Annotated in this window: 26 protein-coding genes; 9 read left to right on the forward strand and 17 right to left on the reverse strand. The window is 69.2% G+C overall.

All coding sequences use genetic code 11. The features are described 5' to 3' along the window. Nucleotides 1–4: 4 nt before the first annotated feature. From ACAM58_RS02090 to ACAM58_RS02100, 3 genes are all read right to left on the reverse strand, one after another. Nucleotides 5–199, reverse strand: coding sequence for a DUF2783 domain-containing protein (locus tag ACAM58_RS02090; RefSeq protein ID WP_012745453.1), 195 nt, complete (start codon nucleotides 197–199; stop codon nucleotides 5–7). An 8-nt stretch (nucleotides 200–207) separates the two neighbouring features. Beyond that, nucleotides 208–1,845: an FAD-dependent oxidoreductase gene (locus ACAM58_RS02095; RefSeq protein WP_012745454.1), complete on the reverse strand. Its 1,638-nt coding sequence runs from the start codon at nucleotides 1,843–1,845 to the stop codon at nucleotides 208–210. A 138-nt stretch (nucleotides 1,846–1,983) separates the two neighbouring features. Then, entirely contained in the window at nucleotides 1,984–2,943 is a 960-nt protein-coding gene (locus ACAM58_RS02100) for an MBL fold metallo-hydrolase (RefSeq protein WP_012745455.1), read from the reverse strand. 144 nt (nucleotides 2,944–3,087) lie between these two features. Between ACAM58_RS02100 and ACAM58_RS02105 the strand changes: the two genes are divergently transcribed. Next, nucleotides 3,088–3,951, forward strand: coding sequence for an IclR family transcriptional regulator (locus ACAM58_RS02105; RefSeq protein WP_012745456.1), 864 nt, complete (start codon nucleotides 3,088–3,090; stop codon nucleotides 3,949–3,951). After that, nucleotides 3,948–4,697 (forward strand): Sir2 family NAD-dependent protein deacetylase, encoded by a 750-nt coding sequence (locus ACAM58_RS02110; protein ID WP_062363775.1) that lies wholly within the window; start codon nucleotides 3,948–3,950, stop codon nucleotides 4,695–4,697. Before ACAM58_RS02105 ends, ACAM58_RS02110 begins: the two co-directional genes overlap by 4 nt. A gap of 10 nt (nucleotides 4,698–4,707) precedes the next feature. Here ACAM58_RS02110 and ACAM58_RS02115 read toward each other — a convergent pair whose 3' ends face one another. The 6 genes from ACAM58_RS02115 to ACAM58_RS02140 all read right to left on the reverse strand — a co-directional run bounded on the left by ACAM58_RS02115 (nucleotide 4,708) and on the right by ACAM58_RS02140 (nucleotide 9,683). Beyond that, nucleotides 4,708–4,929: a hypothetical protein gene (locus ACAM58_RS02115; RefSeq protein WP_012745458.1), complete on the reverse strand. Its 222-nt coding sequence runs from the start codon at nucleotides 4,927–4,929 to the stop codon at nucleotides 4,708–4,710. Between the two features lie 43 nt (nucleotides 4,930–4,972). Continuing rightward, on the reverse strand, nucleotides 4,973–5,656 hold the full coding sequence (locus ACAM58_RS02120) for an ABC-type transport auxiliary lipoprotein family protein (protein WP_012745459.1): 684 nt from the start codon (nucleotides 5,654–5,656) through the stop codon (nucleotides 4,973–4,975). Between the two features lie 5 nt (nucleotides 5,657–5,661). Further along, a complete protein-coding gene (locus ACAM58_RS02125; protein WP_012745460.1) occupies nucleotides 5,662–6,633 on the reverse strand; it encodes an MlaD family protein in 972 nt (323 codons plus the stop codon). Between the two features lie 14 nt (nucleotides 6,634–6,647). Next, nucleotides 6,648–7,466, reverse strand: a complete 819-nt coding sequence (locus tag ACAM58_RS02130; RefSeq protein ID WP_012745461.1) for an ABC transporter ATP-binding protein — start codon at nucleotides 7,464–7,466, stop codon at nucleotides 6,648–6,650. Continuing rightward, on the reverse strand, nucleotides 7,463–8,629 hold the full coding sequence (locus ACAM58_RS02135; RefSeq protein WP_012745462.1) for an ABC transporter permease: 1,167 nt from the start codon (nucleotides 8,627–8,629) through the stop codon (nucleotides 7,463–7,465). The genes ACAM58_RS02130 and ACAM58_RS02135 overlap by 4 nt, the downstream gene beginning before the upstream one ends. Before the next feature lie 148 nt (nucleotides 8,630–8,777). After that, nucleotides 8,778–9,683, reverse strand: coding sequence for a LysR family transcriptional regulator (locus ACAM58_RS02140; RefSeq protein WP_369664006.1), 906 nt, complete (start codon nucleotides 9,681–9,683; stop codon nucleotides 8,778–8,780). A gap of 138 nt (nucleotides 9,684–9,821) precedes the next feature. On the opposite strand from ACAM58_RS02140, the gene ACAM58_RS02145 reads away from it, so the two are divergent. Continuing rightward, complete coding sequence (locus tag ACAM58_RS02145) at nucleotides 9,822–11,450, forward strand: GMC family oxidoreductase (protein ID WP_369664007.1); 1,629 nt, start codon at nucleotides 9,822–9,824, stop codon at nucleotides 11,448–11,450. Between the two features lie 308 nt (nucleotides 11,451–11,758). Here ACAM58_RS02145 and ACAM58_RS02150 read toward each other — a convergent pair whose 3' ends face one another. From ACAM58_RS02150 to ACAM58_RS02180, 7 genes are read right to left on the reverse strand one after another with little or no spacing between them, the layout of a single operon-like run. Continuing rightward, nucleotides 11,759–12,835 carry an ABC transporter substrate-binding protein gene (locus ACAM58_RS02150; protein ID WP_012745465.1) on the reverse strand — a complete coding sequence of 359 codons (1,077 nt, stop codon included), beginning with the start codon at nucleotides 12,833–12,835 and terminating at the stop codon, nucleotides 11,759–11,761. Between the two features lie 12 nt (nucleotides 12,836–12,847). Next, nucleotides 12,848–13,978 (reverse strand): NAD(P)/FAD-dependent oxidoreductase, encoded by a 1,131-nt coding sequence (locus ACAM58_RS02155; protein WP_369664008.1) that lies wholly within the window; start codon nucleotides 13,976–13,978, stop codon nucleotides 12,848–12,850. Then, nucleotides 13,975–15,393 (reverse strand): FAD-dependent oxidoreductase, encoded by a 1,419-nt coding sequence (locus tag ACAM58_RS02160; protein WP_369664009.1) that lies wholly within the window; start codon nucleotides 15,391–15,393, stop codon nucleotides 13,975–13,977. The genes ACAM58_RS02155 and ACAM58_RS02160 overlap by 4 nt, the downstream gene beginning before the upstream one ends. After that, nucleotides 15,390–15,695 carry a (2Fe-2S)-binding protein gene (locus ACAM58_RS02165; RefSeq protein ID WP_369664010.1) on the reverse strand — a complete coding sequence of 102 codons (306 nt, stop codon included), beginning with the start codon at nucleotides 15,693–15,695 and terminating at the stop codon, nucleotides 15,390–15,392. The genes ACAM58_RS02160 and ACAM58_RS02165 overlap by 4 nt, the downstream gene beginning before the upstream one ends. Further along, on the reverse strand, nucleotides 15,696–16,490 hold the full coding sequence (locus tag ACAM58_RS02170) for an ABC transporter permease (RefSeq protein ID WP_027729783.1): 795 nt from the start codon (nucleotides 16,488–16,490) through the stop codon (nucleotides 15,696–15,698). Nucleotides 16,491–16,494: 4 nt separating this feature from the next. Further along, nucleotides 16,495–17,346, reverse strand: coding sequence for an ABC transporter permease (locus ACAM58_RS02175; protein ID WP_018903904.1), 852 nt, complete (start codon nucleotides 17,344–17,346; stop codon nucleotides 16,495–16,497). Continuing rightward, nucleotides 17,343–18,413 (reverse strand): ABC transporter ATP-binding protein, encoded by a 1,071-nt coding sequence (locus tag ACAM58_RS02180; protein ID WP_369664011.1) that lies wholly within the window; start codon nucleotides 18,411–18,413, stop codon nucleotides 17,343–17,345. The genes ACAM58_RS02175 and ACAM58_RS02180 overlap by 4 nt, the downstream gene beginning before the upstream one ends. 204 nt (nucleotides 18,414–18,617) lie before the next feature. On the opposite strand from ACAM58_RS02180, the gene ACAM58_RS02185 reads away from it, so the two are divergent. From ACAM58_RS02185 to ACAM58_RS02205, 5 genes are all read left to right on the forward strand, one after another. Then, nucleotides 18,618–19,478: an IclR family transcriptional regulator gene (locus ACAM58_RS02185; RefSeq protein WP_369664012.1), complete on the forward strand. Its 861-nt coding sequence runs from the start codon at nucleotides 18,618–18,620 to the stop codon at nucleotides 19,476–19,478. Between the two features lie 168 nt (nucleotides 19,479–19,646). Then, nucleotides 19,647–21,185, forward strand: a complete 1,539-nt coding sequence (locus ACAM58_RS02190; protein ID WP_369664013.1) for an aldehyde dehydrogenase family protein — start codon at nucleotides 19,647–19,649, stop codon at nucleotides 21,183–21,185. 94 nt (nucleotides 21,186–21,279) lie between these two features. Next, nucleotides 21,280–22,185 (forward strand): amino acid ABC transporter substrate-binding protein, encoded by a 906-nt coding sequence (locus ACAM58_RS02195; protein WP_027729779.1) that lies wholly within the window; start codon nucleotides 21,280–21,282, stop codon nucleotides 22,183–22,185. Continuing rightward, complete coding sequence (locus ACAM58_RS02200) at nucleotides 22,182–23,423, forward strand: pyridoxal phosphate-dependent aminotransferase (protein WP_369664014.1); 1,242 nt, start codon at nucleotides 22,182–22,184, stop codon at nucleotides 23,421–23,423. The genes ACAM58_RS02195 and ACAM58_RS02200 overlap by 4 nt, the downstream gene beginning before the upstream one ends. A gap of 156 nt (nucleotides 23,424–23,579) precedes the next feature. Then, nucleotides 23,580–25,253 carry a thiamine pyrophosphate-binding protein gene (locus tag ACAM58_RS02205; protein ID WP_369664015.1) on the forward strand — a complete coding sequence of 558 codons (1,674 nt, stop codon included), beginning with the start codon at nucleotides 23,580–23,582 and terminating at the stop codon, nucleotides 25,251–25,253. A gap of 6 nt (nucleotides 25,254–25,259) precedes the next feature. On the opposite strand, the gene ACAM58_RS02210 is transcribed toward ACAM58_RS02205, so the two are convergent. After that, nucleotides 25,260–25,559: a hypothetical protein gene (locus ACAM58_RS02210; protein WP_369664016.1), complete on the reverse strand. Its 300-nt coding sequence runs from the start codon at nucleotides 25,557–25,559 to the stop codon at nucleotides 25,260–25,262. 409 nt (nucleotides 25,560–25,968) lie between these two features. Between ACAM58_RS02210 and ACAM58_RS02215 the strand changes: the two genes are divergently transcribed. Then, nucleotides 25,969–26,727, forward strand: coding sequence for a TSUP family transporter (locus ACAM58_RS02215; protein ID WP_012745478.1), 759 nt, complete (start codon nucleotides 25,969–25,971; stop codon nucleotides 26,725–26,727). Nucleotides 26,728–26,748 lie beyond the last annotated feature (21 nt).

A 26,748-nucleotide genomic window follows, 5' to 3' on the forward strand; every position in this document is an offset into this window, starting at 1 on the left:
GTGTTCAGCTGCCGCGCGCGGCCTCGAAGGCCTCGCGCAGCACGGCCAGCGAGCCGATGTGGTTGGCCAGCACAAGCACGAGCCGCGCATTGAAGGCGTGGCTCTCCTCGGTGGAAAGCCCCTGGTGCGCCTCGATCAGCGCCTCGTAGAAATCGTCGGGCGCTTCGAGGTTCGGTGCGGTGATCAGTTGTTGTTGCATGGGGGTCCTCATGCCTTGGCCAGTGCGCGGCCGATGGCTGCGCGGATGTTTTCTGCCGTGGGTTGCCGCCAGCGCGCGCACACATGCTGGTCGGGCCGCAGCAGGTAGACGGTGCCGGGCTGCACGTCGTAGCGCTGCACGGCGAGCTCGCCTGCGGGCGTCGCGCCTTCCACGCGCACCACGTGCAGCGGAAGGTCGCAGGCCTTCAGCGCCTGCAGGCTGCGCTCGGCCGCTTCGTCCTTGCCGAACAGCAGCGCCGTGAACTGCGCCACATGGCATTCGCGCAGCAGCCAGCCGCTGCTGCCGTCGGCGCGCACGATGGGCGCATCGGCCGCCGCGGCACCGGGCACCATCGCACCCGCAAACACATCGGTATCGGGCGTGTTGAGCGGCGAATCGCGCAGCACCGCGGGCAGCGAGAGCCGCCCGCTGTTGACCAGCGTGCGCGCGAAGGCGTGGCGCTTGGTGAGCTCCAGCACCGCGTCGCGGAACAGCCGGCTCACTTCGCTCTTGGGCGTGATGAAGTCGGTGGCGCGCGTGGAGTGGCGGATGTTCTCGTCGGCCGCGTATTCGCGTTCGCTGGCATAGCTGTCGAGCAGCGCGTCGGGCGCCTCGCCATGGAGCACGGCCGCGAGCTTCCAGGCGAGGTTGTCGGCGTCCTGCACGCCCGAGTTGGCGCCGCGCGCGCCGAAGGGCGACACGCCATGCGCCGAGTCGCCCGCGAACAGCACGCGGCCGTGGCGGAAGCGCTCCATGCGCTGGCAGGCGAAGGTGTAGACGCTGGCCCAGCCGATCTGGAACTGCACGCCATCGAAGCCGATGCTGTCGAGCAGCGCGCGCACGCGCGGCATGATGTTCTCGGGCTTGCGCTCTTCCACCGGGTCGGCGTCCCAGCCGAGCTGGAAGTCGACGCGCCACATGCCGTCGGCCTGCTTGTGCAGCAGCACGCTCTGGCCGGGGTGGAACGGCGGGTCGAACCAGAAGCGCCGCTCCGTCGGAAGCTGGGCATCCATCGTGATGTCGGCGATCAAGAAGCGGTCGCGGAAAGTGCGGCCCTTGGCTTCGAGGCCCATCAGCTGCCGCAGGTTGGAGCGCGAGCCGTCGCAGGCGCCGACGTAATCGGCGGCCAGCTGGTAGTTGCCTTCGGGTGTTTCGATGGTCAGCAGCGCGCCGTCATCGCGCGGCTCGATGCCCGTGACCTTGTGGTTCCAGCGCAGGTCGATCAGCGGCAGGGTGGCGGCGCGCTCGACGAGGTAGCCCTCGACGTAGTACTGCTGCAGGTTGATGAAGGCCGGGCGCTCGTGGCCGGGTTCGGGCAGCAGGTCGAAGCGGTAGACCTGCTCGCCGTGGAAGAACACCTTGCCCACGTGCCACGACACGCCCTTGTCGACCATGCGGTCGCCGCAGCCGAGGCGGTCGAACACTTCGAGCGTGCGCTTGGCAAAGCAGATCGCGCGCGAGCCGCTGGACAGGGTGTTGTCGTTGTCGAGCAGAACCACCGGCACCTGGCGCAGCGCCAGGTCGATGGCCAGCGTGAGGCCGACCGGGCCGGCACCGACGATCACCACCGGGTGGCGGGCGGGCTTGGACGCGTCCTGGTCGGCATGGCGCCTGTAGTCGAAGCGCAGGCTTTGATAGTCGATCACGTGTTGTCTCCGTGTCTTTGTATTGCTTTGCTCCTTCCCCCTCCGGGGGAAGGCTGGGATGGGGGCTGACTGCGCTCGTTGCGGGCGCCGCGTGCCCCCACCCCAGCCCTCCCCCGGGAGGGGAGGGAGCAAAACCGGTCAGCCCTCGAGTGCCTTCCACATCTCGATGTCCCGCTCGGCCGTCCACACGCGCGGATCGGCATGGCCCGAGGCCTCGTCGTACGCGCGGCTCACGTCGAAGGGCATGCAGTGGTCGAAGATCACCCACTGGCTGTACTTGGGCTTGAGCTTGGCGTAGGTGTCCTTGTAGACCGTGTTCAGGTCGCGCCCGGCCTTCACGCCTTCCTGCACGCTCGCGTACACGTCGGAGATGAAGTTGCGCGTGCCGGCCAGGCCCTCGGCCACTTCGGCCGGCGTGGTGAGCGCGGCGCCGCGGCCGGGCACCAGCGCGGCGGGCTTGAGCGCGGCGATGTTGTCCAGCGTCTGCGGCCAGTCCTGGAAGTAGGCGTCGCCCGCATACGGCGTGGCGCCGAACTCGACCAGGTCGCCCGACAGCAGCGTGCGCTCCCCGGGCAGCCAGACGACGGTGTCGCCCTTGGTGTGGCCGCGGCCCAGCTGGATCAGCTGCACCTCGAGCTTGCCGAGCCACAGCGTCATCTTGCCGGTGAAGGTCATGGTGGGCCAGGTCAGGCCCGGCGGCACCGTCTCGACGTTCTGGAACAGGCGCGGGAAGCGGCCGATCTCGCTGGCCTTGTCGGCTTCGCCGCGCTCCACGATCAGGTCGCGCGTGTCCTGGCTGGCCAGGATGTGCTCGGCACCGTAGCCGGCCGCGCCCAGCACGCGCACCGCGTGGTAGTGCGTGAGCACCACGTACTTGATCGGCTTGTCGGTCACTTCGCGGATGCGGCGCACCACGTCGGCCGCCATGGCCGGCGTGGCCTGGGTGTCGGCCACCAGCACGCAATCGTCGCCGATCACGATGCCGGTGTTGGGGTCGCCCTCGGCCGTGTAGGCCCAGGCGTGTTCCGAGATCTGGCTGAAGGTGATCTTCTTCTCTTCCATGTCGGCCTGGCTGGCGAACTTCTTGGCTTGGCTCATCGTGTGTCTCCGTCGGGTGGATCGAAATTTGATTCGTCTAAAGCAAATGAATTTGCGGTTAACGAATTCCTGGAGTGTAAGCCCGAGATCAGTTCATGTCTAATCCCTTCTTCATGAACGAACAACCAGACGCCAAGGCGGGCCATGGCAGCCAATGACAACGACCGCGCCGCCCAGCGCGGCATCCAGAGCATCGAAGTGGGTGGCCAGCTGCTGCGCGCGCTGGTGCACCACGGCCGGCCGATGGCGCTGAAAGACCTGGCGCGCGAAGCCGACATGACGGCCGCCAAGGCCCATCCGTACATGGTGAGCTTCGGGCGGCTCGGCCTGATCGAGCAGGACCGCGCCAGCGGCCACTATCTGCTCGGCCCGCTGGCCTTGCAACTGGGGCTCATCAGCCTGCAGCAGGCCGACCCGGTGCACATTGCGACGCCGCTGATCGCCGAGGTGGCGCAGCGCATCGGCCACACGGTGGCGCTCGCGGTCTGGGGCGCGCGCGGCGCCACCATCGTGCGCACGGCCGAATCGCCGTCGCCGGTGCACGTGAACATGCGTCACGGCACGGTGTTCTCGCTCACCAACACGGCCTCGGGCCGGGTCTTTGCCGCCTACCTGCAGGCCGATGCGGTGCGGCAGCTGCTCGACGCCGAGCGCCAGCGCCAGAAGCAGCGCAAGGCCGGCGAAGAGCCGCCCGTGGCCGGCATGCCGCCGCAGCCGCCGCTGCCTTCGTGGAGCGAATTCGAACGCCAACTGCAGGAAGTGCGCGCGCACGGCATCAGCCGCTCCGAAGGCGAGGTGATCGAGGGCGTGAGCGCCATGGCGGCGCCGGTGTTCGACCACACGGGCGCCATCGTGCTGTCGGTCACGGCCATCGGCCCGGCCGCCATCTTCGACACCGCCTGGGACGGCGAAATCGCACGCGCGCTCAAGGCCTGCGCGGGCACGGTGTCCGCGCGGCTGGGCGCAACGTCTGGCGGAAGAAAGGCTTCCGCACCGCTGGATCCATGAGCAGCCTGGGCACCGCTTCATCTTCCACATCGCCCGTCGAATCCGCCATTGCCCTCCTGGGCGCCGCCCGGCGCATCGCCGTGCTGTCGGGCGCGGGGCTGTCCAAGGCCTCGGGCATTTCGACCTACCGCGACGCCGACGGCCTCTGGATGAACCAGAACGCGCTGCAGTTCTCCCATGCCGAAGACCTGCAGCGCGACCCCAGGGGATTCACCCGCTTCTGGGCCCGGCGGCTTTCCACCGTCGAGGCCGCGCAGCCGAACCCCGGCCATGCGGCGCTCGCACTGCTGCAGCGGCTGCGCCCCGCCACGCGGCTCGTCACGCAGAACGTCGACGGCCTGCTCTCGATCGCGGGCGGGCTGGACGTGCTCGAACTGCACGGCTCGCTGCGCCGCTGGCGCTGCGACCACTGCGGCAACCGCCGCGGGCCCTGGCCCTTTCACCGCTGCATGCGCTGCGCCTCGCGCGCCCGGCCCGACGTCGTGATGTTCGGCGAGATGCTGAACCCAGGCGTGCTGCACGACGCCCAGGTGGCGGCGCAGGAATCGGACGTGTTCATGGTGGTCGGCAGCACGGCGGTGGTCTACCCGGCGGCCGAGCTGCCGCAGCTGGCGATGTCGCGCGGCGCGCGGCTGATCACGCTCAACATGGAGCCGCTGCCGCAGCTGGACGCGGCGGCTGCGGTGGTCCTGCGCGGCGCGGCGGAGGTTCTTCTGCCGCGGCTCCTGGCGGGGATCGGCGGCTGAGGGCTCGCGCTCAGCCCTTCTTGCCCCCCAGCAGCACCAGCGCCCCGCCCACAACGATGGCGGCCACGCTGGCCCAGGCCGGGAAGTTGACCTGCTGCTTTTCCTTCACCGAGAACTCCAGCGGCCCCAGCTTGGCCTGGTGCGTTTCCTTCGTGAAGCTGAAGCCGCCGAGGCCGAGGCCCGCGATGCCCGCGACGATGAGCAGGATGCCGATGATGCGTGTGGCGTTCATGGTGGGTCTCCTCCGTTGGTGAAAAAAGCGCTTCGAGCCGAGCTTACTGCCGCGGCAGCTGGTCCACCCACTGCACGACCTCGGCCACGGCCGCATCGGTGGCCGCGGCCAGCGCCTTGACGCCGCCGGGTGCATCGGCGCTCGGCGCGGGGCGGCGCACGGTGAAGCTGCGCTGGCCCAGCACGCGGTCGCCGCCGGTGGTGCCGCGGATCAGCGTGGCGCGCAGGCGCACCAGGCCGGCGCTGCTGCTGGCCGATTCGAAGTAGTGGCTGAACTCGTCGAGCGAGATGCGCAGCGTGTCGGGCACCTTGCCCTCGGCGCGCGCAATGGTCGCGCTTTCTTCCGGGCCGAGCACGGTGCGCCGCTCGGCGAGCGCGTCGCGCAGCCGCTGGCGCAGCAGCTGCGCCGGCGCCAGGCTCCAGCGCGACTGGCCGTAGGGGCGCAGCTCGTTGGCATCGGCATAGCCGAGCCGGTAGAGGATCTGCGTGCTGTCGAGCCGCGTGTTGCTCTCGATCTCGGCCAGCGCGAGCGTGGGCAGCGCGGCCGCGGGCGGGTTGGCGGCTGGGGCCGATGCGGCCGGCCCGGGTCCGAAGTCGTACAGCGTGGCGCGCGCGGGCTTGTCGGGCAGGGCGCTGCAGCCCGCAAGCAGCAGCAGCGCGAGGCCGGCGCAGGCGGCCAGGCGCGGAGGGAGGCGAAGGACGGCGTTCTTCTTCATCATGGTCATCATCACGTTCAGGGACGTGCCAGCGAATGGGTGGAGGGCGGCGCCGAAAAACCGGGCTCGCCGGGCCCGGCAGCGGTGCCGCCGTTGCCGAACAGCAGTGACTGCGGGTTGTCGTTGATGCTGTCGGCCGCACGTCCCAGCCGGCGCACCGCGCGCGAGGTGTCGTCGGCCACGCGGTTCACGCGCGGCAGCGTGGCGGCGTTGAACGAATCGACCGATTGCGCGAGCGCCTTGGTGCCCTCGCTCAGCCGCTCGATCGGACCATCGGGCGCGTTGAGCCGGCCCACGGTGGTGTTGAAGTTGTTGGCCACGCGCGAGACGTCGCCGGCGGCGGTCTTCACCGAAGACAGCGTGTTCGGCAGCGCCGCCAGCGCCGGGTTCAGCCCGGTCTTCACCGTGTTGTCGAGCTGCTTGAGCAGCGTGTTGGCGCTGGCCGAGGCGGCCGCGATGTTCTCCAGCGCATCGGCCGCGCGCTTCTGGTTGTCGTCGCTCAGCAGCTGGTTGGCGCGCTTGGTCGCCTCGTCGACTTGGTTGACGATGGCTTCGCCGCGGTCCTGCAGCTGCGCCAGCATCGAGGGCTTGAGCGGAATGCGCGGCGGATCCTCGTTGTTGGGCGCGAGCGCCACGTTCGATTCGCCCTTGTCGTCCAGCGCGATGAAGGCCAGGCCAGTCACGCCCTGGTAGCTCAGCGTGGCAAAGCTCGAGGTGGTGAGCGGCACGCGCTGGTCGACCGTGATGCGCACGCGCACGTTGCCCTTGGTCTTGGGGTCGAAGTCGATCGAGGTCACCTTGCCGACCGCGATGCCGCGGTAGCGCACCATGGCCTGCGGCTGCAGCCCGCTGACCGGGTCGCGCGTGGAGAGTTCATAGGTGTTGCGCACGGTGCTGTCGCGCGTGAACCAGACCACCAGCCCCACGAGCACGGCGATGAGGCCGAGCACGAAGGCGCCGGCGGCGATGGCATGGGCTTTGTTTTCCATGGTGTGGCTACCTTTCAGCGGGCCGCGCCGGCGGGGGCCGGCGCGGCGTTGGCGGGTTTGTCATGCAGGGCCTCCAGCGCGCGCTGGCCGCGCCCGCCCAGGAAATATTCGTGGATGAACGGATGCGGATAGGCGATCACCTCGCGCGCCGAGCCGCTGACGATGACCTTGTGGTCGGCCAGCACCGCGATGCGGGTGCTCAGGTCGAACAGGGTGTCCAGGTCGTGCGTGACCATCACCACCGTCAGGCCCAGCTCGCGGTGCAGGCCGCGCAGCAGGTCGCAGAAACTGTCGGAGGCCTCGGGGTCCAGGCCCGCGGTGGGTTCGTCCAGGAGCAGCAGCGGCGGGTCCATGATGAGCGCGCGCGCCAGCGCCACGCGCTTGATCATGCCGCCCGAGAGGTCGGCCGGGCTCATGTTGGCATGCCGCGGCTCCAGGCCCACCATCTGCAGCTTGACCAGCGCCGCGTTGCGGATCAGCTCGTCGGGCAGCAGCTTGAGTTCGCGCAGCGGAAAGGCGATGTTCTCGAGCACGCTGAAGGCCGAGAACAGCGCGCCGTGCTGGAACAGCATGCCCACGTTGGCCGCGCCCTTGGCGCTGAGTTCGCCGGGCGCCTGGCCCAGCACCTCGACCGTGCCCTTGGTCGGCTTCTCGAGCCCGAGGATCTGGCGCAGCAGCACCGTCTTGCCGGTGCCCGAGCCGCCCACCAGCGACAGCACCTCGCCGCGCTCGATGCGCAGCTCGAGGTCGCGGTGCACCACGACCTCGCCGTCGGCGCTCTTGAACACCGTCCAGAGCTTGCGGATGTCGACGACGACCGAAGAGTCGTTCATGCCCGGAACCCCACGCCCTTGAACAGCACCGCGAACAGCGCGTCGACCAGGATCACCGCGGTGATCGAGGTCACCACCGACGAGGTGGTGCCGCGGCCCAGGCTCTCGGTGTTGGGCTTGACCTTCATGCCGAAGTAGCAGCCGATCAGCGCAATCAAAATGCCGAACACCGCCGACTTCGCGAGCGCGAGCCAGAGGTTCGAGATCGGCACCGCGCGCGGCAGTGCCGAGAGAAAGTAGGCCGGCGAAATGTCGAGCGCGGCGTCGGCTGCGAGCATGCCGCCCAGGAGCGCCGCCATCGAGGTCCAGAGGCTGATCAGCGGCATTGCGATGGCCAGCGCCATCACGCGCGGCATCACCAGCCGGAAGCCGTGCGGAATGCCCATCACGCGCATCGCGTCGAGCTCCTCGGTCACGCGCATCACGCCGATCTGCGCCGTGATGGCCGAGCCCGAACGGCCCGCGATCAGCACCGCGGCCAGCACCGGCCCGAGCTCGCGGATCAGCGACAGCCCGAGGATGTTGACCACGAAGGCCTCGGCGCCGTACTGGCGCAGCTGCTGCGAGATCAGGTAGGCCAGCACCACGCCGATCAACAGGCCCACCAGCGCCGTGATGTGCAGCGCGGTGGCGCCGAACTGGTAAAGATGCCCCGAGAAATCGCGCCACGGCCCGCGGTGCGGCGCCCGCAGCAGCGTGCAGGCGTCGAGCGCGAGCTGGCCGATCAGCCCCACGAAGTCGCGCGCCACCTCCAGCCCGCGCGCACCGGTGTGCGAGAAATGCCGCAGCCGCTCGGCCAGCGTGGGCGGCGGCTCCTCGGGCGTGCCCACGGTGAACTGCGCCACCTGGTCGAGCACCGCCTTGTGCTGCGGCGACAGCTCCAGCGTGGCCGGCCAGCGGTGGCGCCAGTGGTCCCACAGCAGCTGCGCGCCGATGTGGTCGAGCTGTTCGATCGGGCGCAGGTCCCAGGCGCGGCCGTCGGCGGGGGGCGCGCCGGCCAAGTCCTTGGAAAGCGCCTGCCACGCGCTGCGCGACGACATGGCCAGCGTGGTCCACCGGCCACTGGCGACGGTCCAGCTGCGGCCGTCCTGCTCGCGCTCGTCGATGCGGGGCAACACGCTGTCGGCGGCGGGTGCGTCGGCAGGCGGGGTTGCTAGGGACATGATGCGGCGGTAGGGGGCGAAGTAAGAAGAAAGAGGCGGTGCGGAAGGGCGCATCGTAACCGGATGAGTCGACATTCCCGGTGCGCCGCGGCGCCGCTTCGCGTAGGGCGGAACGCCGTTTCGCCGGTCATTCGTAACCCTTTTCCGCTCAGTTCCAGGCCCGCGCGAGCGCGTTCCATGCGCTCGCGATCACCGGCTCGTTGCGCCGCGCCGCCAGCGAGACGAAGCGCAGCGTGCAGTCCAGCTGCACGCGGTCGGCCATCACGAGGCCGTGCGACTGGCTTTCTCGGATCGCGATCGAGTCGCGCAGCAGGCTCAGGCCCACGCCCGATTTCAGCAGGTCGAGCATCGAGGCCTCCTGGTCCACCAGCGCCACGCGGCGCGGCGACAGCCCGAGCGGGCCGAACACCTTTTCCAGCAGCCGGTGGTGCGCCGACTCGGGCGGCGTGGCCAGCCAGGGCAGCGCGGCCAGCGCCTTCCAGTCGCGGCCCAGCACCTGCGGGCCCCAGCCCGCGGGCGCGACCACGCGGTAGGTGAAGCGCGTGAGCGTGCGCGCCGCGAGCGGCGCCGGCGTGGCGGCATCGTCCCCGTCCGCATCGAGGTGGAAGCCCACGTCGAGCTCGCCGCGCAGCACCTGGGCCAGCACCGTGCCGCTCATGCCGTGGCGCAGCTCGGTCTCGATCTGCGGAGCCGATTCCACCAGCTCGCGCAGGAACACGCCGAGCCGGGTGAACTCCGGGTCGAGGATGGTGCCGATGCGCAGCGCCCCGCGCACCGTGCCCTGCAGGTTGCGCGCGGCCTGCTGCAGGTCGCCCACGGCCGCGAGCACGCGCTCGGCCTGCGGCAGCAGCGCGGCGCCGTCGGCCGTGAGCGCCAGCCCGTGCGGCGTGCGCGTGAAGAGCTGCAGCCCGGTTTCCTCCGCCAGGCGCTTGAGCTGCAGGCTCACCGCCGGCTGCGTCAGGTGCAGCCGCTCGGCCGCGCGCGACACATTGCCCTCGCGCGCCGCCAGCACGAAGGCACGCAGAATCTGGAGGTCCAAGGCGGCGGCAGTCATATAAGAACGATTTATATGCCAACCGCGCCGAAATCATTGGCTTTTTGCGCATGGCTTGGGAGAAACTGCCGGCCGAAGCCCCTCACCGGGCCCATGAGCAAAAGAAATACCGTCGACCCCCGGAGACAAGCCAGCGCCATGAGCGACAACACATTCGACTACATCGTCATCGGCGGCGGCACGGCCGGCGCATTGATGTGCAACCGCCTCACCCGCAAATCGCAGCAGCGCACGCTGCTGATCGAGGCCGGCCGCAAGGACGACTACCACTGGATCCACATTCCGGTGGGCTACCTCTACTGCATCGGCAACCCGCGCACCGACTGGCTCTACAGCACCGAGCCCGACGCCGGCCTCAACGGCCGCGTGCTGCGCTACCCGCGCGGCAAGACGCTGGGCGGCTGCTCCAGCATCAACGGCATGATCTACATGCGCGGCCAGTCGCGCGACTACGACCAGTGGGCGCAGCTCACGGGCGACGACGGCTGGTGCTGGCAGAACGTGCTGCCCGACTTCAAGAAGCACGAGGACTACTACCTCGGCGCCGACGAGCTGCATGGCGCCGGCGGCGAATGGCGGGTGGAGAAGCAGCGCCTGCGCTGGGACATCCTCGACGCCTTTGCCGAGGCCGCGGTGCAGGCCGGCGTGCCGCACAGCACCGACTTCAACCGCGGCAGCAACGAAGGCGTCGGCTACTTCCAGGTCAACCAGAAGAACGGCTGGCGCTGGAACACCGCCAAGGCGTTCCTGCGGCCGGTCTGCTATGGCCGGCCCAACTTCGAGATGTGGGTCAACGCGCATGTCACCAAGCTGATCGTCGAGACCCAGCCCGACGGCAGCCGGCGCTGCACCGGCGTGCAGGTGTGGGACGGCCGCGAGATGGTCATCGCCCATGCCACGCGCGAGGTGGTGCTGTGCGCGGGCAGCATCGGCTCGCCGCAGATCCTGCAGCTCTCGGGCATCGGCCCGGCCGAGCTGCTGCGCCAGCACGGCATCGAGGTGGCGGTCGACGCGCCCGGCGTCGGGGCCAACCTGCAGGACCACCTGCAGATCCGCGCGGTCTACAAGATCAACGGCGCGCCCACGCTCAACGTGCTGGCCTCGTCGATGGTCGGCAAGGCGAAGATCGGCCTCGAATACCTGATGAAGCGCAGCGGGCCGATGAGCATGGCGCCGTCGCAGCTCGGCGCCTTCACGCGCAGTTCGCCCGAGCATGAGTGGCCCAATCTCGAATACCACGTGCAGCCGCTGTCGCTCGATGCCTTCGGCGATCCGCTGCACAGCTTTCCGGCCTTTACCGCGAGCGTGTGCAATCTCAACCCCACGAGCCGCGGCAGCGTGCGCATCAAGAGCCCGCGCTTCCAGGATGCGCCCGCGATCGCGCCCAACTACCTGAGCACCGACGAAGACCGCAAGGTGGCGGCCGATTCGCTGCGCGTGACGCGCCGCATCGCCTCGCAGCCGGCGCTTGCCAAGTACCGGCCTGAGGAATGGAAGCCCGGCGTTCAATACCAGAGCGACGAGGACCTGGCGCGCCTGGCCGGCGACATTGCGACCACCATCTTCCATCCGGTCGGAACCACCAAGATGGGGGCGGACGGCGACCCGATGGCGGTGCTCGACTCGAAGCTGCGCGTGCGCGGCGTGCAGGGGCTGCGCGTGGTCGATGCGGGCGCGATGCCGACCATCACGAGCGGCAATACGAACAGTCCTACCTTGATGATGGCCGAGAAGGCTGCGGGGTGGATTCTGGAAGCGAACGGCTGAGGCGCTCTCTTGTTCTTGGCGCTGTTGTTCTTGTTCGGGGCGTGTGCACAGATCACCGGGTACTCCCCTCCGCGAATGTCCCCCGGCCTTCGGCCTCCTCCTTGATTTCGCTGCGGGGAGCACCCGATGCTCTGTGCACATGGACACGCTTTGGGTGCACAGCTGATCAACCAGTGCTCTGATCACGCTCCCGCTGATGGGGTGCCTTGCGCAGCGAAATAAAGGAGGAGCGCGAAGCGCGGGGGGCATTCGCTTCGCCGCGTACCCCGTCGGCGGGAGCGCACCCCGAACGTCCCCGTTTTTTTGAATTACTTCTCGATCGTCTTGTTCCAACGAGCATTCCAAGCAGGACGGTTCGCATTGATGCTGTCCCAGTCGATGGTGACCGCCGTCTTCATCCACTTGTTGATGTCGGCCACCTGCGCCACCCCGTCGCCCACGGCCGGGGCCTTGGGGTTGGTGGGAATCTGCGCGCCGTACTGAAGCACGTTGGCCTGGGCCAGTGGGCTCAGCAGGAACTCGGCGAGCTTCTGCGACAGCTCGGGTTCGCTGTTGTTCGCGATCACGCACTGGCCCACCATCAGCACCACCGCGCCTTCCTTCGGCGGCGCGTACTCCACCGGAATGCCCTTGGTCTTGAGCGCCGCCACGGCCGTGGGCGTGAGCGGGAAGATCGCGGCCTCGCCGGTCTGCACCATCTCCGACAGCTTGGCCGAGCTCGGGATGTACTCCAGCACGTTCGGTCCGATGGTGGTGGGCCAGGCCTTGAAGCCGGGCTCCACGTTCTTGTCGTTGCCGCCCTGGATGCGGTTGAACATCAAAAAGCCGTGCAGCCCGAACGAGGATGACGACATCGACTGGAACACCACCTTGCCCTTGTACTTGGGATCGGCCAGGTCCATCCACGAGGTGGGCGGCGCCCAGCCCTTTTCCTTGAACATCTTCGCGTTGTAGGCCAGGCCCGTCATGCCCAGGCTCACGCCGCTGGCCATGTCGTCCTTGAAGCGCGCGGCCGGGTAGATCTCGGCCAGCGACGGATTGGGCCGCTGCTTCTGGCACAGGCCCATGCCGATCGCGCGCACCATGATGCCGTCGTCCAGGAACATCACGTGCATCTGCGGGCGGTCCTTGTTGGCCTGCGCCTTCGCGAGGATGTCGGACGAGGTGCCCGGCACCACCACCACCTTGGCGCCGTAGAGCTTCTCGAAGGCCGGGAACACGTACTGCGTGTACGCCTTCTCCATGGTGCCGCCGTTCATGCCGATGTAGAGCGTCTTGGTCTGCGCGCCGGCCGCGCCGCCGGCCGCGAGCGCGGCCACCGCCGCCGCACCGAGCACGGTCCGGCGAAGAGAGAAGAAGGAAAAAATCTTCTGGAAACGGGACATGGTGTTTTCCTTTCAGGGTGGGGTGGGGGTGAAGCGTTCGATCGAGAAGCTCTCGATGGGCGTGCTGCTGCGGCCGTCGCGCACGAGTTCGGCCAGCACTTCGCCGGCAGCGGGGCCGATCTGGAAGCCCGCGCCCGAAAAGCCGAAGCCATGGAACAGGCCGGGCGTGGTGCGGCTCGGGCCGAGCACCGGCTGGCGGTCGGGCAGGTAGCCTTCGGTGCCGCTCCAGGTGCGGATGAAATGCGCATGGCGCAGCGCGGGCAGCAGTTCGACGGCCTGTGCGGAGAGCGAGGCGATGGCGTCGCGGTCGGAGCGGGCGCGGTCGGCATCGAGCGCCACGCCCTTGCCGCCGCCACCCAGCACGAGATTGCCGCGCGCCACCTGGCGGCAGTAGATGCCGCCGCCCTCCACGCCAAGGCTCCAGTCCATGAAGAAGGGCAGCGGCTCCGTCACGGCCATGGCGGGATGGCCCGATTGCAGCGGCACCTCTTCGTCGAACTCGGTGGCGATCGATCCGGCCCAGGCGCCCGCGCAGTTGAGCAGCGCCGGTGCATGCACTTCGAGCGCATTGCCCGAGCGCAGCATGAAGGCCTGGCCGTCGTGCGCCACCTCGTCGACCTTGTGGCGCTCGAAGATCTGCGCGCCCGCGCGCTGCGCCGCGAGCGCGAAGGCGGGCGACACCAGCCGCGGATTGGCCTGCCCGTCTTCCGCGCACAGCGAGCCGCCGACGGCGCGCGTGCCGAGCCAGGGGCAGCGCTCGCGCAGGCGGGCATCGGAGATCAGCTCCAGCCCCAGGTCGAAGTCGCTGCTTTGCGCACGGTAGCGTTCCAGCGATGCCATGTCGGCCTCGCTGCGCGCGATCTTGAAGTGGCCCGAGCGCAGGTACTCGCCGTCGGTGCCGATGGTTTCGCGCAGGCGGCCCCAGATGCGGTGCGCGCGCTGCGCGAGCGGCAGCTGGTCGATCGGACGGCCCTGGCGGCGCACGCCGCCGTAGTTCACGCCGCTCGAACGCGAGCCGCACAGGTCGCGCTCCAGCAGCACCACGCCGATGCCCATCTGCCGCAAGGCCAGCGCGGCCGACGCGCCGACGATGCCGCCGCCGACGATGGCGACGTCGGTGCGCAATGTCCTGCGGCCGCTCATTCGCCGGCTCCTACGGTGGATGGCGCGGCGGCCAGGTGGATCGGAATCGGCTTGATCGGCGCCTGCCCGCGCAGCCGGCCCACCTGCTGCAGCGGCAGCCCCGTGGCCTGCGCGAGGATCTCGGCCGCCGCCGCGCCGCACATGCGGCCCTGGCAGCGGCCCATGCCCACGCGCGACAGCGCCTTCAGGCGGTTCATCTCGTCGGCGCCGGTGGTGGCGACGGTCTGGCGCAGCGTGCCGGCCGTGATGTTTTCGCAGCGGCAGACCACCAGCTCGTCGCTCGCATGCGCAGCCCAGTCCTGCGGCACGGGGAAGGCGCGTTCGAGTCCCTCGCGGAATCCGGCGAGCTTGCCGAGCTTGCGTTCGAGTTCGGCGGCGCGCGCCGCATCGACCGCCACGCCGTTGTCGGCCAGCAGCGCGAGCGCGGCGCGTTCGCCGGCCCATTCGGCCGCATCGGCACCCATGATGCCGGCGCCGTCGCCCGCAAGGTACACGCCGCGCACGCTGGAGCGGCCCGCAGCATCGCGCACCGGCAGATGGGCGCGGTGCAGCGGCGCGTAGTCGAAGCGGCAGCCGAGCAAGTCGGCCAGCTGCGTTTCGGAGCGCAGCGCGTAGCCGAAGCCGACGGCATCGCAGGCCAGCGTGCGTTCTTCGCGGCCGTCGTGCCACGCGACGCCGGCCACCCGGCTCTCCTGTGCATCGCCGAGCACGCGCAATGGCCGCACGCCGCCGTGCAGCGCCACGCCGTGCGCGCGCAGCCAGGCCACGTAGTACACGCCCTTGGCGAACACGGCGGGCTGCCGCAGCATCGCGGGCGTGGCAGCCAGCTGGTCGGCGAGCCGCGCGGTGTCGAGCACCGCCGCCACCTTTGCGCCGGCCTTCGCGTATTGATACGCGACCAGGTAGAGCAGCGGCCCGGTGCCCATGAACACCACGCGCTCGCCGATGGCGCAGCCCTGGAACTTGAGCGCCACCTGCGCGCCGCCCAGCGTGTAGACGCCGGGCAGCGTCCAGCCGGGCACGGGCAGCACGCGGTCGGTGGCGCCGGTGGCAACGATCAGCTGGCCGTACGAAAGGCTCGACGTGCTGCGCGTCGGGCCGTGCAGCACGTCGAGCCGGCCGCCTTGCGCATTCCACACTAGGCTGTCGGGGCGGTAGTCGATGCGCTCGCGCAATGAATCGAAGGCGGCATGCAGCGCATCGGCGCGGCCGGCCTCGAAGCCATAGAGCGCCTGCGCGCTGCGCTGGGCCAGGCTCGCGGGCGGCCGCCGGTAGATCTGGCCGCCAGCGCGCGAAGCCTCGTCGATCACCACGGGCCGCAGGCCATGCGCCACCAGCGCCTGGGCGGCGCGCACGCCGGCCGGCCCCGCGCCGACGATCACCGGCTGCAATGCGGCAGAAGAAGAAGCCGTCATCCGCCGCTCCTTCCCGTGACCAGCGCCATGCCCGGCGCAATGAAGGTGGAGCAGGCGCGCAGGCGCTCGCCCTGCTCGGTGGCGATCCAGCAGTCCTGGCAGGCGCCCATCATGCAGAAGCCTGCGCGCGGGGCGCCGCTGAATTCGTTGCGCCGCAGCTGGACGGCCTGCGTGAGCACGGCCGTCAGCACCGTGTCGCCCGCGAGGGCGGAGGCGGGCTGGCCGTCGAGCGTGAAGGGCACCGCGGCGCGGCCGGTCTCGGCCAGGCGATGCAGCAGCGGTTGAAGCTTTGGCAGGCTCATCTATCGGCGTCCCACCAGCACGCGGTCCAGTCCATAGACACGGTCGAGCACCACCATCGCGATGGCCGTCACCGCCACCATCAGCGCCGACACGGCCGCCATCAGCGGATCGATCGATTCGGTGGCATACATGTACATGCGCACCGGCAGCGTCACCGTGCTGGGCGAGGTGACGAAGATCGACATCGTCACTTCGTCGAAGCTGTTGATGAAGGACAGCAGCCAGCCGCCCGTCACGCCCGGCAGGATCATCGGCAGCGTGATGCGCCGGAACACCGTGGCCTGGCTCGCGCCCAGCGAGAGCGCGGCCTGCTCGGCGCTGCGGTCGAAGCCCACCAGCGCGGCCACCACGAGCCGCAGCGTGTAGGGCGTGACGATCAGCGCATGCGCCATCACCAGCCAGCCGAAGCTGCCCGTGCCGCCCACCAGCGCAAAGAGGCGCAGCAGGGCCACGCCCAGCACCAGGTGCGGAATGATCAGCGGCGAGAGGAACAGGCCGTTGAGGAAGTCGCGCCCCGGGAACGCGTAGCGCGTGATCGCCATGCCGGCCGGGACCGCGAGCAGCGTGGCGATGGTGGCCGAGGCCAGCGCGAGCCACAGGCTGTTCCAGAACGACTGCATGAAGTCGGGGTGTGCGAACACCGCCTCGAACCAGCGCAGCGAGAAATGCGTGGTCGGAATCGTCAGCGTGTTCTCGGGCGTGAACGCGACGATGCACACCACCACGAGCGGCGCCAGCATGAAGGTGATGACGAGCGCGTTGAACGCGAGGGCGAGGGGGCCGTTCTTGCTCATCCGATCACCCCAATGCCTTCTTGTAGCGGCCTTCGACGAGGCGGTTGTAGCTCAGCATCACGATGAGGTTGGCCACCAGCAAGGTGAGCGCCACCGCCGCACCGAGCGGCCAGTTGAGTTCGCTCAGGTACTCGTCGTAGACCACCGTCGCCACCATCTTCAATCGGCGCCCGCCCAGGAGCCCCGGAATAGCGAACGAACTCGCGGCCAGGCCGAACACGATCAGGCTGCCCGAGAGAATGCCCGGCATCACCTGCGGCAGCACGATGCGGCGCAGCGTGGTGAAGGGCGAGGCCCTGAGCGAGAGCGCCGCGTTCTCCACGCCCGCGTCGAGCTTCTGCAGCGAGGTCCAGACCGGAATCACCATGAAGGGCAGCATCACGTGGACCAGCGCGACGATCACCGCGGTCTCGGTGTAGAGCATCTTCACCGGCCCGATGCCCACCAGCCGCAGCAGGCCGTTCACCGCGCCTTCGGGCCCGAGCAGCATGCTCCAGCCGAAGGCGCGCACCACCACCGACACCAGGAGCGGCGCCAGCACCACCAGCAGCAGCACCGAGCGCCACGGGTTGCGCATGCGGCTCAGCACATAGGCTTCGGGCGCGCCGACCAGCACGCAGATCAGGGTGACGAGGCCCGAGATCCAGAAGGTGCGCCAGAAGATGCCGTGGTAGTACGAGTCGGTGAACACCTGCGCGTAGTGCGCGAGCGTGAACTCGCCGGCCTTCGGGCCCGTGGCCGGGTCGTAGACGTTGAACGACAGCACCGCGGTGAGCGCGAGCGGCACCACCAGCAGGGCCGCGAACAGCAGCAGCGCGGGCCCCGACAGCCACCAGGGCGTGGCCTTGCCCTTCATGCGGCCACCGCCTCGCCGGCCGGCAGCAGGCGCGTGCAGTGCGCGGGCCAGTCGATGCCGGCGGCATGGCCTTCGTCGAGCGCGTCGCGGCCGTCGTTGGGGCTCAGCACCATCAGGTCGCCGGCGGGCGTGCCCAGGCGGTAGAGCCACTGGCTGCCAAGGAAGAAGCGCTCCAGCACCCGGCCGTCGAGGCGGCCGCGGCCGGCCTCCACCAGCTGCAGTTTTTCGGGGCGCACGCTCATCAGCACCGCATCGCCCGGCTTGTAGCCGCTGTCGTCGACCTCGACCGCGAGCGCGCCCACCGCCACCTGGCAGCTGCGCGCGCCGCTGGCCGTGACGCGCCCGTCCAGCAGGTTGGCCTTGCCCACGAAGGTGGAGATGAAGCGCGTGCTCGGATGCTCGTACACGCGGTGCGGATGGTCGATCTGCGTGGCGCAGCCGCCTTCCATCACCACCACGCGGTCGCTGATCGACATGGCTTCGCTCTGGTCGTGCGTGACCATCACCGTGGTGGTGCCGACCTTGCGCTGGATCTGGCGCAGCTCGAACTGCATTTCCTCGCGCAGCTTGGCGTCGAGGTTGGAAAGCGGCTCGTCCAGCAGCAGCACCGGCGGCTCGATCACGAGCGCGCGGGCCAGTGCCACGCGCTGTCGCTGGCCGCCCGAGAGCTCGCGCGGGTAGCGCGCGGCGTGCGCTTCCAGGTGCACCAGCGCCAGCGCCTGCTTCACGCGTTCAGCGCGCTCGGCCTTGGGCATCTTGCGCATCTCCAGGCCGAAGCTCACGTTGTCGGCCACCGTCATGTGCGGGAACAGCGCGTAGGTCTGGAACACGATGCCCAGGCCGCGCGTGTTGGCCTTGGCATGCGTGATGTCCTTGCCCGCGAGCTCGATGCGCCCGCTCGACACCGCCTCGAAGCCCGCAATCATCTGCAGCGTCGTGGTCTTGCCGCAGCCCGATGGGCCGAGCAGCGAGACGAACTCGCCCTTCTCCACCGTGAGGTTCATGGCCGACACGGCGCGCGTGGCGCCGTAGAACTTGGTCAGGTCGGTGAGCCGTAGGAACGACATGAAGGGCCTTTCTGCGGAATCGAGAAATGGCGTGCAGCAGCTTGGTGCATGCCATGGCAAGGAGAGAACTTTCAATTCACTCTATTGCAACGATCGCGCCAGAATGCCTCGGGTATTCCATTAATCAGAATTTTTATTAAATTTATTCCATTCAATGGAATATCATGTGGAGAATCAATCTCAGGAATTCCACAGGAGCAAGGTATGGAAACCCTCTCGGCCGCCAGCGGCGGCGTGCCGCGCGTCTTTTCGGTGATCCGCGCACTCGGCGCGGTGCAGGCCGAGGGCGGGCGCGTGACCCAGATTGCACGGTCCGTGGGCCTCACGCAGGCCACCACGCACCGCCTTTTGCAGTCGCTCATGGCCGAAGGCATGGTCGAGCAGGACGAGCGCAGCAAGCTCTACCGGCTGAGCATCGACTTCTTCGCGCTCGCGGCCAGCGCCGGCAATCCCGGCGACCTGCGCTCGATCTGCCGCCCGGTGCTGCTGCGCCTGTGCGCGAGCCTGGGCGACAGCATCTTTTTGCTGGCGCGCAGCGGCTTCGACGCGATCTGCCTCGACCGCAGCGAAGGGCCGTTCCCGATCCGCTCGTTCACGGGCGACATTGGCGGGCGCATTGCGCTGGGCGTGGGGCAGGGCGCGCTCGCGATCCTGGCCTTTCTGCCCGAGGCGGAGCGCGAAGAGGTGATCCGCTTCAATCTCTCGCGTGTGCGCGAGTACGGCGTGTACGACGAGGTCTACCTGCGCACCGAGATCGAGCGCGTGCGCCAGGCCGGCTATGCGGGGCGCAACACCGGCCTGCTCGAAGGCATGGCCGGCGTGGCCGTGCCCATCCTCGACCGCGAGGGTCGCGCGGTGGCCGCGCTCAGCGTGGGCACCATCGCCGACCGCCTCAATGCCGACCGCATGCCCACGGTGGTCGAGCTGCTCAAGCGCGAGGCGGCGGCCATCGGGCCGAAGATCAATCCTTTCGACGCCACCTTGCGGCGGCCCGCGCAAAGCCTCGCGGGCTCGCCGGCCGGGCAGCGCATCAGCCTGCCCGAGCCGCCGGGGCCTGTGGCTTGAAGGCGTTGCTTGTGCGCCGAATGCACGAACGCTTCGGAAGTTCATTCCTGAAACGCACCAAGTCCTTCCGTTTTTTCGCTATGCAAGCAAGCCCTGTTCGCAGATATTGAGCTGTTGCCGCGTCGCCTTCCCTTCGTCTTGTCCTCTCTTCTCCACGCCGGAGCCTCCATGCCAGAAGCCCAAGCCTTTCTTTCCGTCGCCACCGAGATCGCGCAGCTGCTGCAGCGCCTCGACGTTCCGGGTGCCGCCCATACCGGCGGCGAACTCACGGTGCGCTCGCCGGTCACCGGCGAGGTGGTCGCGCAGGTGCGGCAGACCACCGCCGCCGAAGCGGCCGCGGCCATCGGCCAGGCGCACGAGGCCTTCAAGGCCTGGCGCAGCGTGCCGGCGCCGCGCCGCGGCGAACTGGTGCGCCTGCTGGGCGAGGAGCTGCGCGCCGCCAAGGCCGACCTCGGCCGCCTCGTCACGCTGGAGGCCGGCAAGATCCCGTCCGAAGGCGCGGGCGAGGTGCAGGAAATGATCGACATCTGCGACTTCGCGGTCGGCCTCTCGCGCCAGCTCTACGGCCTCACGCTCGCCACCGAGCGCGCCGAGCACCGCATGATGGAAACCTGGCATCCGCTGGGCGTGTGCGGCGTGATCTCGGCCTTCAACTTTCCGGTGGCCGTGTGGTCGTGGAATGCGGCACTGGCGCTGGTGTGCGGCGATTCGGTGGTGTGGAAGCCGTCCGAGAAAACACCGCTCACGGCACTGGCCGTGCACGCCATCGCGCAGCGCGCCCTTGCACGCTTCGGCGATGCGCCCGAAGGCCTGCTCGGCCTGCTGCTGGGCCAGCGCGACATCGGCGAAGTGCTGGTCGACGACCACCGCGTGCCGATCCTCTCGGCCACGGGTTCCACCGCGATGGGCCGGCAGGTGGGGCCGAAGCTGGCCGCGCGCTTCGCGCGCGCCATCCTTGAACTCGGCGGCAACAACGCGGCCATCGTCACGCCCTCGGCCGACCTCGACCTCACGCTGCGCGCCATCGCGTTCTCGGCCATGGGCACGGCGGGCCAGCGCTGCACCACGCTGCGCCGCCTGTTCGTGCACGACAGCGTGTACGACGCGCTGGTGCCCAAGCTCGCCAAGGTGTACGGCAACGTGCAGGTGGGCGATCCGCGCGAGGCCGGCACGCTGGTCGGCCCGCTGATCGACCGCGCGGCCTTCGACGGCATGCAGAAGGCCTTGGGCGAAAGCCGCGAGATCGGCGCCACGGTGCATGGCGGCCAGCGCGTGGAGGGCATTGGCACGAAGGACGCCTTCTATGTGCGCCCGGCGCTGGTCGAGCTCAAGTCGCACGACGGCCCGGTGCTGCGCGAAACCTTCGCACCCATTCTCTATGTGGTGCGCTACAGCGCGCTGGACGACGCCATCGAATGGCACAACGCGGTGGGCGCGGGCCTGTCGTCCTCGATCTTCACGCTCAACGTGCGCGAGGCCGAGCGCTTCCTCTCGAGCGCGGGCTCGGACTGCGGCATTGCCAACGTCAACATCGGCCCGAGCGGCGCCGAGATCGGCGGCGCCTTCGGCGGCGAGAAGGAAACCGGCGGCGGCCGCGAAGCCGGCTCCGACAGCTGGAAGGCGTACATGCGCCGCGCCACCAACACCATCAACTACTCGACCGCACTGCCGCTTGCCCAAGGCGTGACCTTCGAGATCAACGACTGACCGACCCCGGCCTTCCTGTCCTTGCCGCGCGGCGTTCCGCTGCAGCGGCCGGACGGAGGCCGTGCCCAAGAAAAACAACCAGGAGACAGAGACCATGAAGATGCAATTGAAGACCCTCGCCATCGCTGCCGCGCTGCTCGCGCTCGCCTTCGGCGCCGCCGCGCAGCAGGCCCCGGCCGGCGGCACGCTCGACAAGATCAGGAGCAGCGGAAAGGCGGTGCTCGGCGTGCGCGAAGCCTCGCCGCCCATGGCCTACATGCTGGGCGCGAACGAGAAATACGTGGGCTACCACGTCGAGCTGTGCGAACGCGTACTCAAGGACATCGCGCCGCAGGCCAAGCTCGAATACATGGCCGTCACCGCGCAGAACACCATCCCGCTGGTGCAGAACGGCACCCTCGACATCGGCTGCGGCCCCACCACCAACAACACCGCGCGCCAGCAGCAGGTCGCGTTCGCACTCACTACCTATGTGAGCGAGGTGCGCATGGCCACGCGCGTCGATTCGGGCATCAGCTCGCTCGACCAGCTGGCGGGCCGCACCGTGTCGGCCTCCACCGGCACCACCGCCGTGCAGCTGCTGCGCAAGCGCGAGCGCGCGCAGAACACCACCATCACCACCATGCTCGGCAAGGACCACCTCGAAAGCTTTTTGCTGATGGAGTCGGGCCGCGCCGATGCCTTCGTGCTCGACGACAACCTGCTCGCGGGCATCATCGCGAACGCGAAGAATCCGTCGGCCTACCGCATCGTCGGCGATGCGCTGGGCTCCGAGCCCATTGCGCTGCTGTTCCGCAAGGACGATGCCACCTTCAAGGCCGCGGTGGACGACGCGCTGCGCCGCCTGATGAAGAGCGGCGAGCTCGAGAAGATCTACACCAAGTGGTTCGTCGCGCCGATTCCGCCGAAGAACACCAGCCTGAACCTGCCGATGAGCGCGGCGCTGAAACAGCTCATTGCCGAGCCCAACGACAAGCCGCTGGAGGCCTACGCGAAGTGACATCCACCGTTCTCGATTCCGCACTTTCGGCTTCCGCATTCGAGCCCGCGCAGCGCGTGCGCGCCATCGGCGTGTCGGAGATCCTGCGCATCACCGACCATGCCAATGCGCTCAAGCGCGCCGGCCGGCCGGTGATCGTGCTGGGCGCGGGCGAGCCGGACTTCGACACGCCCGAGCCCATTCGCGCCGCCGCGTCCCGCGCGATGGAGCGCGGCGACACGCGCTACACCGTGCTCGACGGCAGCCCGGCCATGAAGGCCGCGGTGCAGCTCAAGTTCAGGCGCGACAACGCGCTGGACTTCGCGCTCGATGAAATCAGCGTGGGCGCGGGCGCCAAGCAGGTGATCTTCAACGCGCTGATGGCCAGCCTGAACCCGGGCGACGAGGTGATCCTGCCCGCGCCGTACTGGACCTCCTACGCCGACATCGTGCAGATCTGCGGCGGCGTGCCGGTGAGCGTGCCCTGCGGCGAGGCCAACGGCTTCAGGCTCGATGCCGCGCAGCTCGAGGCGGCCATCACGCCGCGCACGCGCTGGCTCTTCCTGAACTCGCCGTCCAACCCCTGCGGCGCGGCCTACAGCGCGGCGCAGCTCGCGCCGCTGTGCGAGGTGCTGCTGCGGCATCCCAAGGTGTGGGTGCTGGCCGACGACATCTACGAGCACATCCTCTACGACGGCCACGCGTTCGCCACGCCCGCGGCCGTGGAGCCGCGGCTGCGCGACCGCACGCTGACGGTGAACGGCGTGTCCAAGGCCTATGCAATGACCGGCTGGCGCGTGGGCTACGGCGCCGGGCCGCGCGCGCTGATCGCGGCCATGGCGGTGGTGCAGAGCCAGTCGACCTCGTGCCCGTCATCGGTGAGCCAGGCCGCCGCCATCGAGGCGCTCACGGGGCCGCAGCAGGTGGTGGCCGAGCGGCGCAATGACTTCCAGGCGCGGCGCGACTTCGTGGTGGCCGCACTGAACCGCGCGCCGGGCCTGCATTGCCGCGTGCCCGAAGGCGCCTTCTATACCTTTGCCAGCTGCGCGGGCCTGCTCGGACGGCGCACCCGCAGCGGAGTGCGGCTGCAGACCGACGGCGATTTCTGCAGCTACCTGCTGCAGAATTTCGAAGTGGCGGTGGTGCCGGGCAGCGTGTTCGGGCTCGCGCCGTACTTCCGCATTTCGTACGCCACGTCGATGGCGCAGCTCGAGGAGGCGTGTGCACGCATTGCCGCGGCATGCGAAGCTCTCGAATGACCTCGCGTTTCTCCCTCCCCTTCCGGGGGAGGGCAGGGGTGGGGGCAGGCGGCGTATCGATCGCGGCGGCCCGGCCAGCGCCGCTTGCCCCCATCCCAACCTTCCCCCGGGAGGGGAAGGAGTAGATACCAAGACCTTCATTGCATTGGAAACAGCATGACTTCTCCCCGCACCGGCGGCCAGATCCTGGTCGACCAGCTCATCACCCACGGCGTCAAACAGCTCTTCTGCGTGCCCGGCGAAAGCTTCCTGGCCGTGCTCGATGCGCTGCACGATGCCGCCATCGACGTGACGGTGTGCCGCCAGGAAGGCGGCGCCACGATGATGGCCGAGGCGCAGGGCAAGCTCACGGGCCGGCCCGGCGTCTGCTTCGTCACGCGCGGTCCGGGCGCCACCAACGCGGCGGCCGGCGTGCACATCGCGCACCAGGATTCGACGCCGCTCCTGCTGTTCGTCGGCCAGGTCGCGCGCGAGGCGCTGGGCCGCGAAGCCTTCCAGGAGCTGGACTACGGCGCGGTGTTCGGCACCATGGCCAAGTGGGTGGTGCAGATCGATGATCCGGCGCGCGTGCCCGAGCTGGTCTCGCGCGCCTTCCACGTCGCCACCTCGGGGCGGCCCGGCCCGGTGGTGATCGCGCTGCCCGAGGACATGCTGACCGAAGCCGCCACCGTGGCCGATGCGCAGCCCTATGCGGTGGTCGAAACGCATCCGGGCGCGGCGCAGATCGCCGAGCTGCAGCAGCGCCTGTCGCAGGCCGAGCGGCCGGTCGTCATCCTGGGCGGCAGCCGCTGGTCCGAGGCCGCCACGCAGCAGTTCGCGGCTTTTGCCGAGGCGTTCTCGCTGCCGGTGTACTGCTCGTTCCGCCGCCAGATGCTGCTGTCGGCCGAGCACCCTTGCTACGCCGGCGACCTGGGCCTGGGCGCGAATCCGCGCATGCTCGAGCGCATCCGCAACGCCGATCTCGTGCTGCTGGTGGGCGGGCGTTTGTCGGAAGTGCCATCGCAGGGCTACGAGCTGCTCGCCATTCCGCAGCCGAAGCAGGCGCTGGTGCACGTGCATGCCGATGCCGACGAGCTCGGCAAGCTCTATCGTCCCGCGCAAGGTATCCACGCCACGCCGCAGGCTTTTGCCGACGCGGTGGCCGCGCTGCGCCCGGCCGCGCCGCCCGCCTGGCAGGCCGGGACGAAGGCCGCGCGCGAGGACTTCCTGCGCTGGAGCGATCCGGCGCCCATCCGCATTCCGGGCCCGCTGCAGATGGGCGAGGTCATGCAGCACCTGCGCGAGGTGCTGCCGGCCGACACCATCTTCTGCAATGGCGCGGGCAACTTCGCGACCTGGGTGCACCGCTTCTGGCCGTTCCGCGCGTTCGCGAGCCAGCTGGCGCCCACCAGCGGATCGATGGGCTACGGCCTGCCGGCCGGCGTGGGCGCCAAGCGCCTCTGGCCGCAGCGCGAGGTGGTGGTGTTCGCGGGCGACGGCGATTTCATGATGCACGGCCAGGAGTTCGCTACCGCGGTGCAGTACGGCCTGCCGATCCTCGTGGTGCTGCTCGACAACGCCATGTACGGCACCATCCGCATGCACCAGGAAAAGCACTACCCGGGCCGCGTGAGCGCCACGCAGCTGAAGAACCCCGACTTCCGCGGCTATGCCGAGGTGTTCGGCGGCCACGGCGAGCGCGTGGCCAGCACTGGGGAGTTCGGCCCCGCGCTGGCGCGGGCGCGGGCCAGCGGCAAGCCCGCGATCCTGCATTGCCTGCTCGATCCCGAAGCCATCACGCCGGCCAGCACGCTGCAGTCGATCCGCAAGGCCGCTCTCGCGGCGGGCTGAAGGATCTCAGCCCAGCCCGTCCGCATAGCGCGGCAGCGGGTTGGGCAGATGGCCGTCGGGCGCACGCGCCGCCAGCCGCGCGGCGCGCGCCAGCGGCTCCATCGCCTGCTCCAGCCGGGTGGCGAGCAGGTACAGCTCTTCGTCCTTGGTCTCGACCGCATGCGCGCGCGTCATGCGCACGATCTCCGTGGCGTACTCGGCATTGGTGGCCATCCATTCGGTGTCGGTCACGCGCCCGTGCTTTCGCCTGAGCGCCACGTGCAGGCGCGCGGCCAGCGCAATGCGTTCGCTTTCGGACATGGACATGACGGCCTCCATGAATGGATCAAGCGCTTGCGTGCACAAGTCATGCCATGCCGTTAACGGTCCGAAACACTTTGGTTTGCGAACCGGCCCTTGGAGGTAAGGCAAAGCGGGTAATTCCCAATGCACTGGGGCGGTGCACCGCCTAAAGTCTGCCCACTCGCGAACGGGCCCAGCTCGTACTGCCGAGGGTCCGAGGAGACAAATTCGGTCTACAACAAAAATTCTTCAAGGCTTCCGCTCGAGAAGCCGTGCTGAACTTCAAAAGGCGCCGCTGGTCGGCGTCTTTTTTTTGCCCGCCGCAGCCCTCCCGCCGAGGCATTTTCTGCCGGCCGAAGAGCGCTCCTGCGCCCGTCCTGCCTCCGGTTGAAGCTCCCTTTTTGATAGCGATCCGGGTGCGACAATCGCCGCCATGGAAATGCTGGTGGTCACGGGCGCCTCGCTGCTCGCGGGTTTTGTCGATTCGATCGTGGGCGGCGGGGGACTGATCCTCGTGCCGGCGCTCTTTGCCGTCTTTCCGGGCGCGCCGCCGGCCACCTTGCTGGGCACCAACAAGAGCGCGTCCATTTGGGGCACGGCGGCCGCGGCCGCCCAGTTCAGCCAGCGCGTGCAGATGCGCTGGGGCGCCCTGTGGCCGGCCGCGCTGCTCGGTTTCGCGGGCTCGATGCTGGGTGCCTGGGGCGTCACGGTGTTCCCGGGCGACTTCCTGCGCCGCGCGCTGCCCGTCGTGCTGCTGGGCGTGCTGCTCTACACCATCGCGCGCAAGGACCTGGGCCGCAACCATGTGCCGCGCTTCAGCGGCCGGGCCGAAACCCTGGCGGCCTGCGCCATCGGGCTGTCGATCGGGTTCTACGACGGCTTCTTCGGCCCCGGCGCGGGCAGCTTCCTGGTCTTTTTGTTCGTGCGCTGGATGGGCTACGACTTCCTGAACGCCTCGGCCTCGGCCAAGATCATCAACACGCTCACCAATGCCGCGGCCCTGCTGCTGCTCGCGCTCAAGGGGCACGTCTGGTGGCACTATGGGCTGGTGATGGCGGTGGCCAACGTGGCCGGGAGCCTGCTGGGCACGCGTGTTGCGCTGAAGCACGGGGCCGGTTTCGTGCGGGGGGTGTTCATCGTCGTGGTGAGCGCGCTGATCCTGAAGACCGCCTATGACGCATTCCTGAAATAGCCCAACCCGAAAGTCCTCCTG

The organism is Variovorax sp. V116 (assembly GCF_041154435.1).
GTDB lineage: Bacteria > Pseudomonadota > Gammaproteobacteria > Burkholderiales > Burkholderiaceae_C > Variovorax > Variovorax paradoxus.

Coding starts and splice junctions, on each gene's coding strand:
- ACAM58_RS02090 (WP_012745453.1), bottom strand. CDS start 199: ATGCAACAACAACTGATCACCGCACCGAACCTCGAAGCGCCCGACGAT.
- ACAM58_RS02100 (WP_012745455.1), bottom strand. CDS start 2,943: ATGAGCCAAGCCAAGAAGTTCGCCAGCCAGGCCGACATGGAAGAGAAG.
- ACAM58_RS02105 (WP_012745456.1), top strand. CDS start 3,088: ATGGCAGCCAATGACAACGACCGCGCCGCCCAGCGCGGCATCCAGAGC.
- ACAM58_RS02110 (WP_062363775.1), top strand. CDS start 3,948: ATGAGCAGCCTGGGCACCGCTTCATCTTCCACATCGCCCGTCGAATCC.
- ACAM58_RS02115 (WP_012745458.1), bottom strand. CDS start 4,929: ATGAACGCCACACGCATCATCGGCATCCTGCTCATCGTCGCGGGCATC.
- ACAM58_RS02120 (WP_012745459.1), bottom strand. CDS start 5,656: ATGATGACCATGATGAAGAAGAACGCCGTCCTTCGCCTCCCTCCGCGC.
- ACAM58_RS02125 (WP_012745460.1), bottom strand. CDS start 6,633: ATGGAAAACAAAGCCCATGCCATCGCCGCCGGCGCCTTCGTGCTCGGC.
- ACAM58_RS02130 (WP_012745461.1), bottom strand. CDS start 7,466: ATGAACGACTCTTCGGTCGTCGTCGACATCCGCAAGCTCTGGACGGTG.
- ACAM58_RS02135 (WP_012745462.1), bottom strand. CDS start 8,629: ATGTCCCTAGCAACCCCGCCTGCCGACGCACCCGCCGCCGACAGCGTG.
- ACAM58_RS02140 (WP_369664006.1), bottom strand. CDS start 9,683: ATGACTGCCGCCGCCTTGGACCTCCAGATTCTGCGTGCCTTCGTGCTG.
- ACAM58_RS02145 (WP_369664007.1), top strand. CDS start 9,822: ATGAGCGACAACACATTCGACTACATCGTCATCGGCGGCGGCACGGCC.
- ACAM58_RS02150 (WP_012745465.1), bottom strand. CDS start 12,835: ATGTCCCGTTTCCAGAAGATTTTTTCCTTCTTCTCTCTTCGCCGGACC.
- ACAM58_RS02155 (WP_369664008.1), bottom strand. CDS start 13,978: ATGAGCGGCCGCAGGACATTGCGCACCGACGTCGCCATCGTCGGCGGC.
- ACAM58_RS02160 (WP_369664009.1), bottom strand. CDS start 15,393: ATGACGGCTTCTTCTTCTGCCGCATTGCAGCCGGTGATCGTCGGCGCG.
- ACAM58_RS02165 (WP_369664010.1), bottom strand. CDS start 15,695: ATGAGCCTGCCAAAGCTTCAACCGCTGCTGCATCGCCTGGCCGAGACC.
- ACAM58_RS02170 (WP_027729783.1), bottom strand. CDS start 16,490: ATGAGCAAGAACGGCCCCCTCGCCCTCGCGTTCAACGCGCTCGTCATC.
- ACAM58_RS02175 (WP_018903904.1), bottom strand. CDS start 17,346: ATGAAGGGCAAGGCCACGCCCTGGTGGCTGTCGGGGCCCGCGCTGCTG.
- ACAM58_RS02180 (WP_369664011.1), bottom strand. CDS start 18,413: ATGTCGTTCCTACGGCTCACCGACCTGACCAAGTTCTACGGCGCCACG.
- ACAM58_RS02185 (WP_369664012.1), top strand. CDS start 18,618: ATGGAAACCCTCTCGGCCGCCAGCGGCGGCGTGCCGCGCGTCTTTTCG.
- ACAM58_RS02190 (WP_369664013.1), top strand. CDS start 19,647: ATGCCAGAAGCCCAAGCCTTTCTTTCCGTCGCCACCGAGATCGCGCAG.
- ACAM58_RS02195 (WP_027729779.1), top strand. CDS start 21,280: ATGAAGATGCAATTGAAGACCCTCGCCATCGCTGCCGCGCTGCTCGCG.
- ACAM58_RS02205 (WP_369664015.1), top strand. CDS start 23,580: ATGACTTCTCCCCGCACCGGCGGCCAGATCCTGGTCGACCAGCTCATC.
- ACAM58_RS02210 (WP_369664016.1), bottom strand. CDS start 25,559: ATGTCCATGTCCGAAAGCGAACGCATTGCGCTGGCCGCGCGCCTGCAC.
- ACAM58_RS02215 (WP_012745478.1), top strand. CDS start 25,969: ATGGAAATGCTGGTGGTCACGGGCGCCTCGCTGCTCGCGGGTTTTGTC.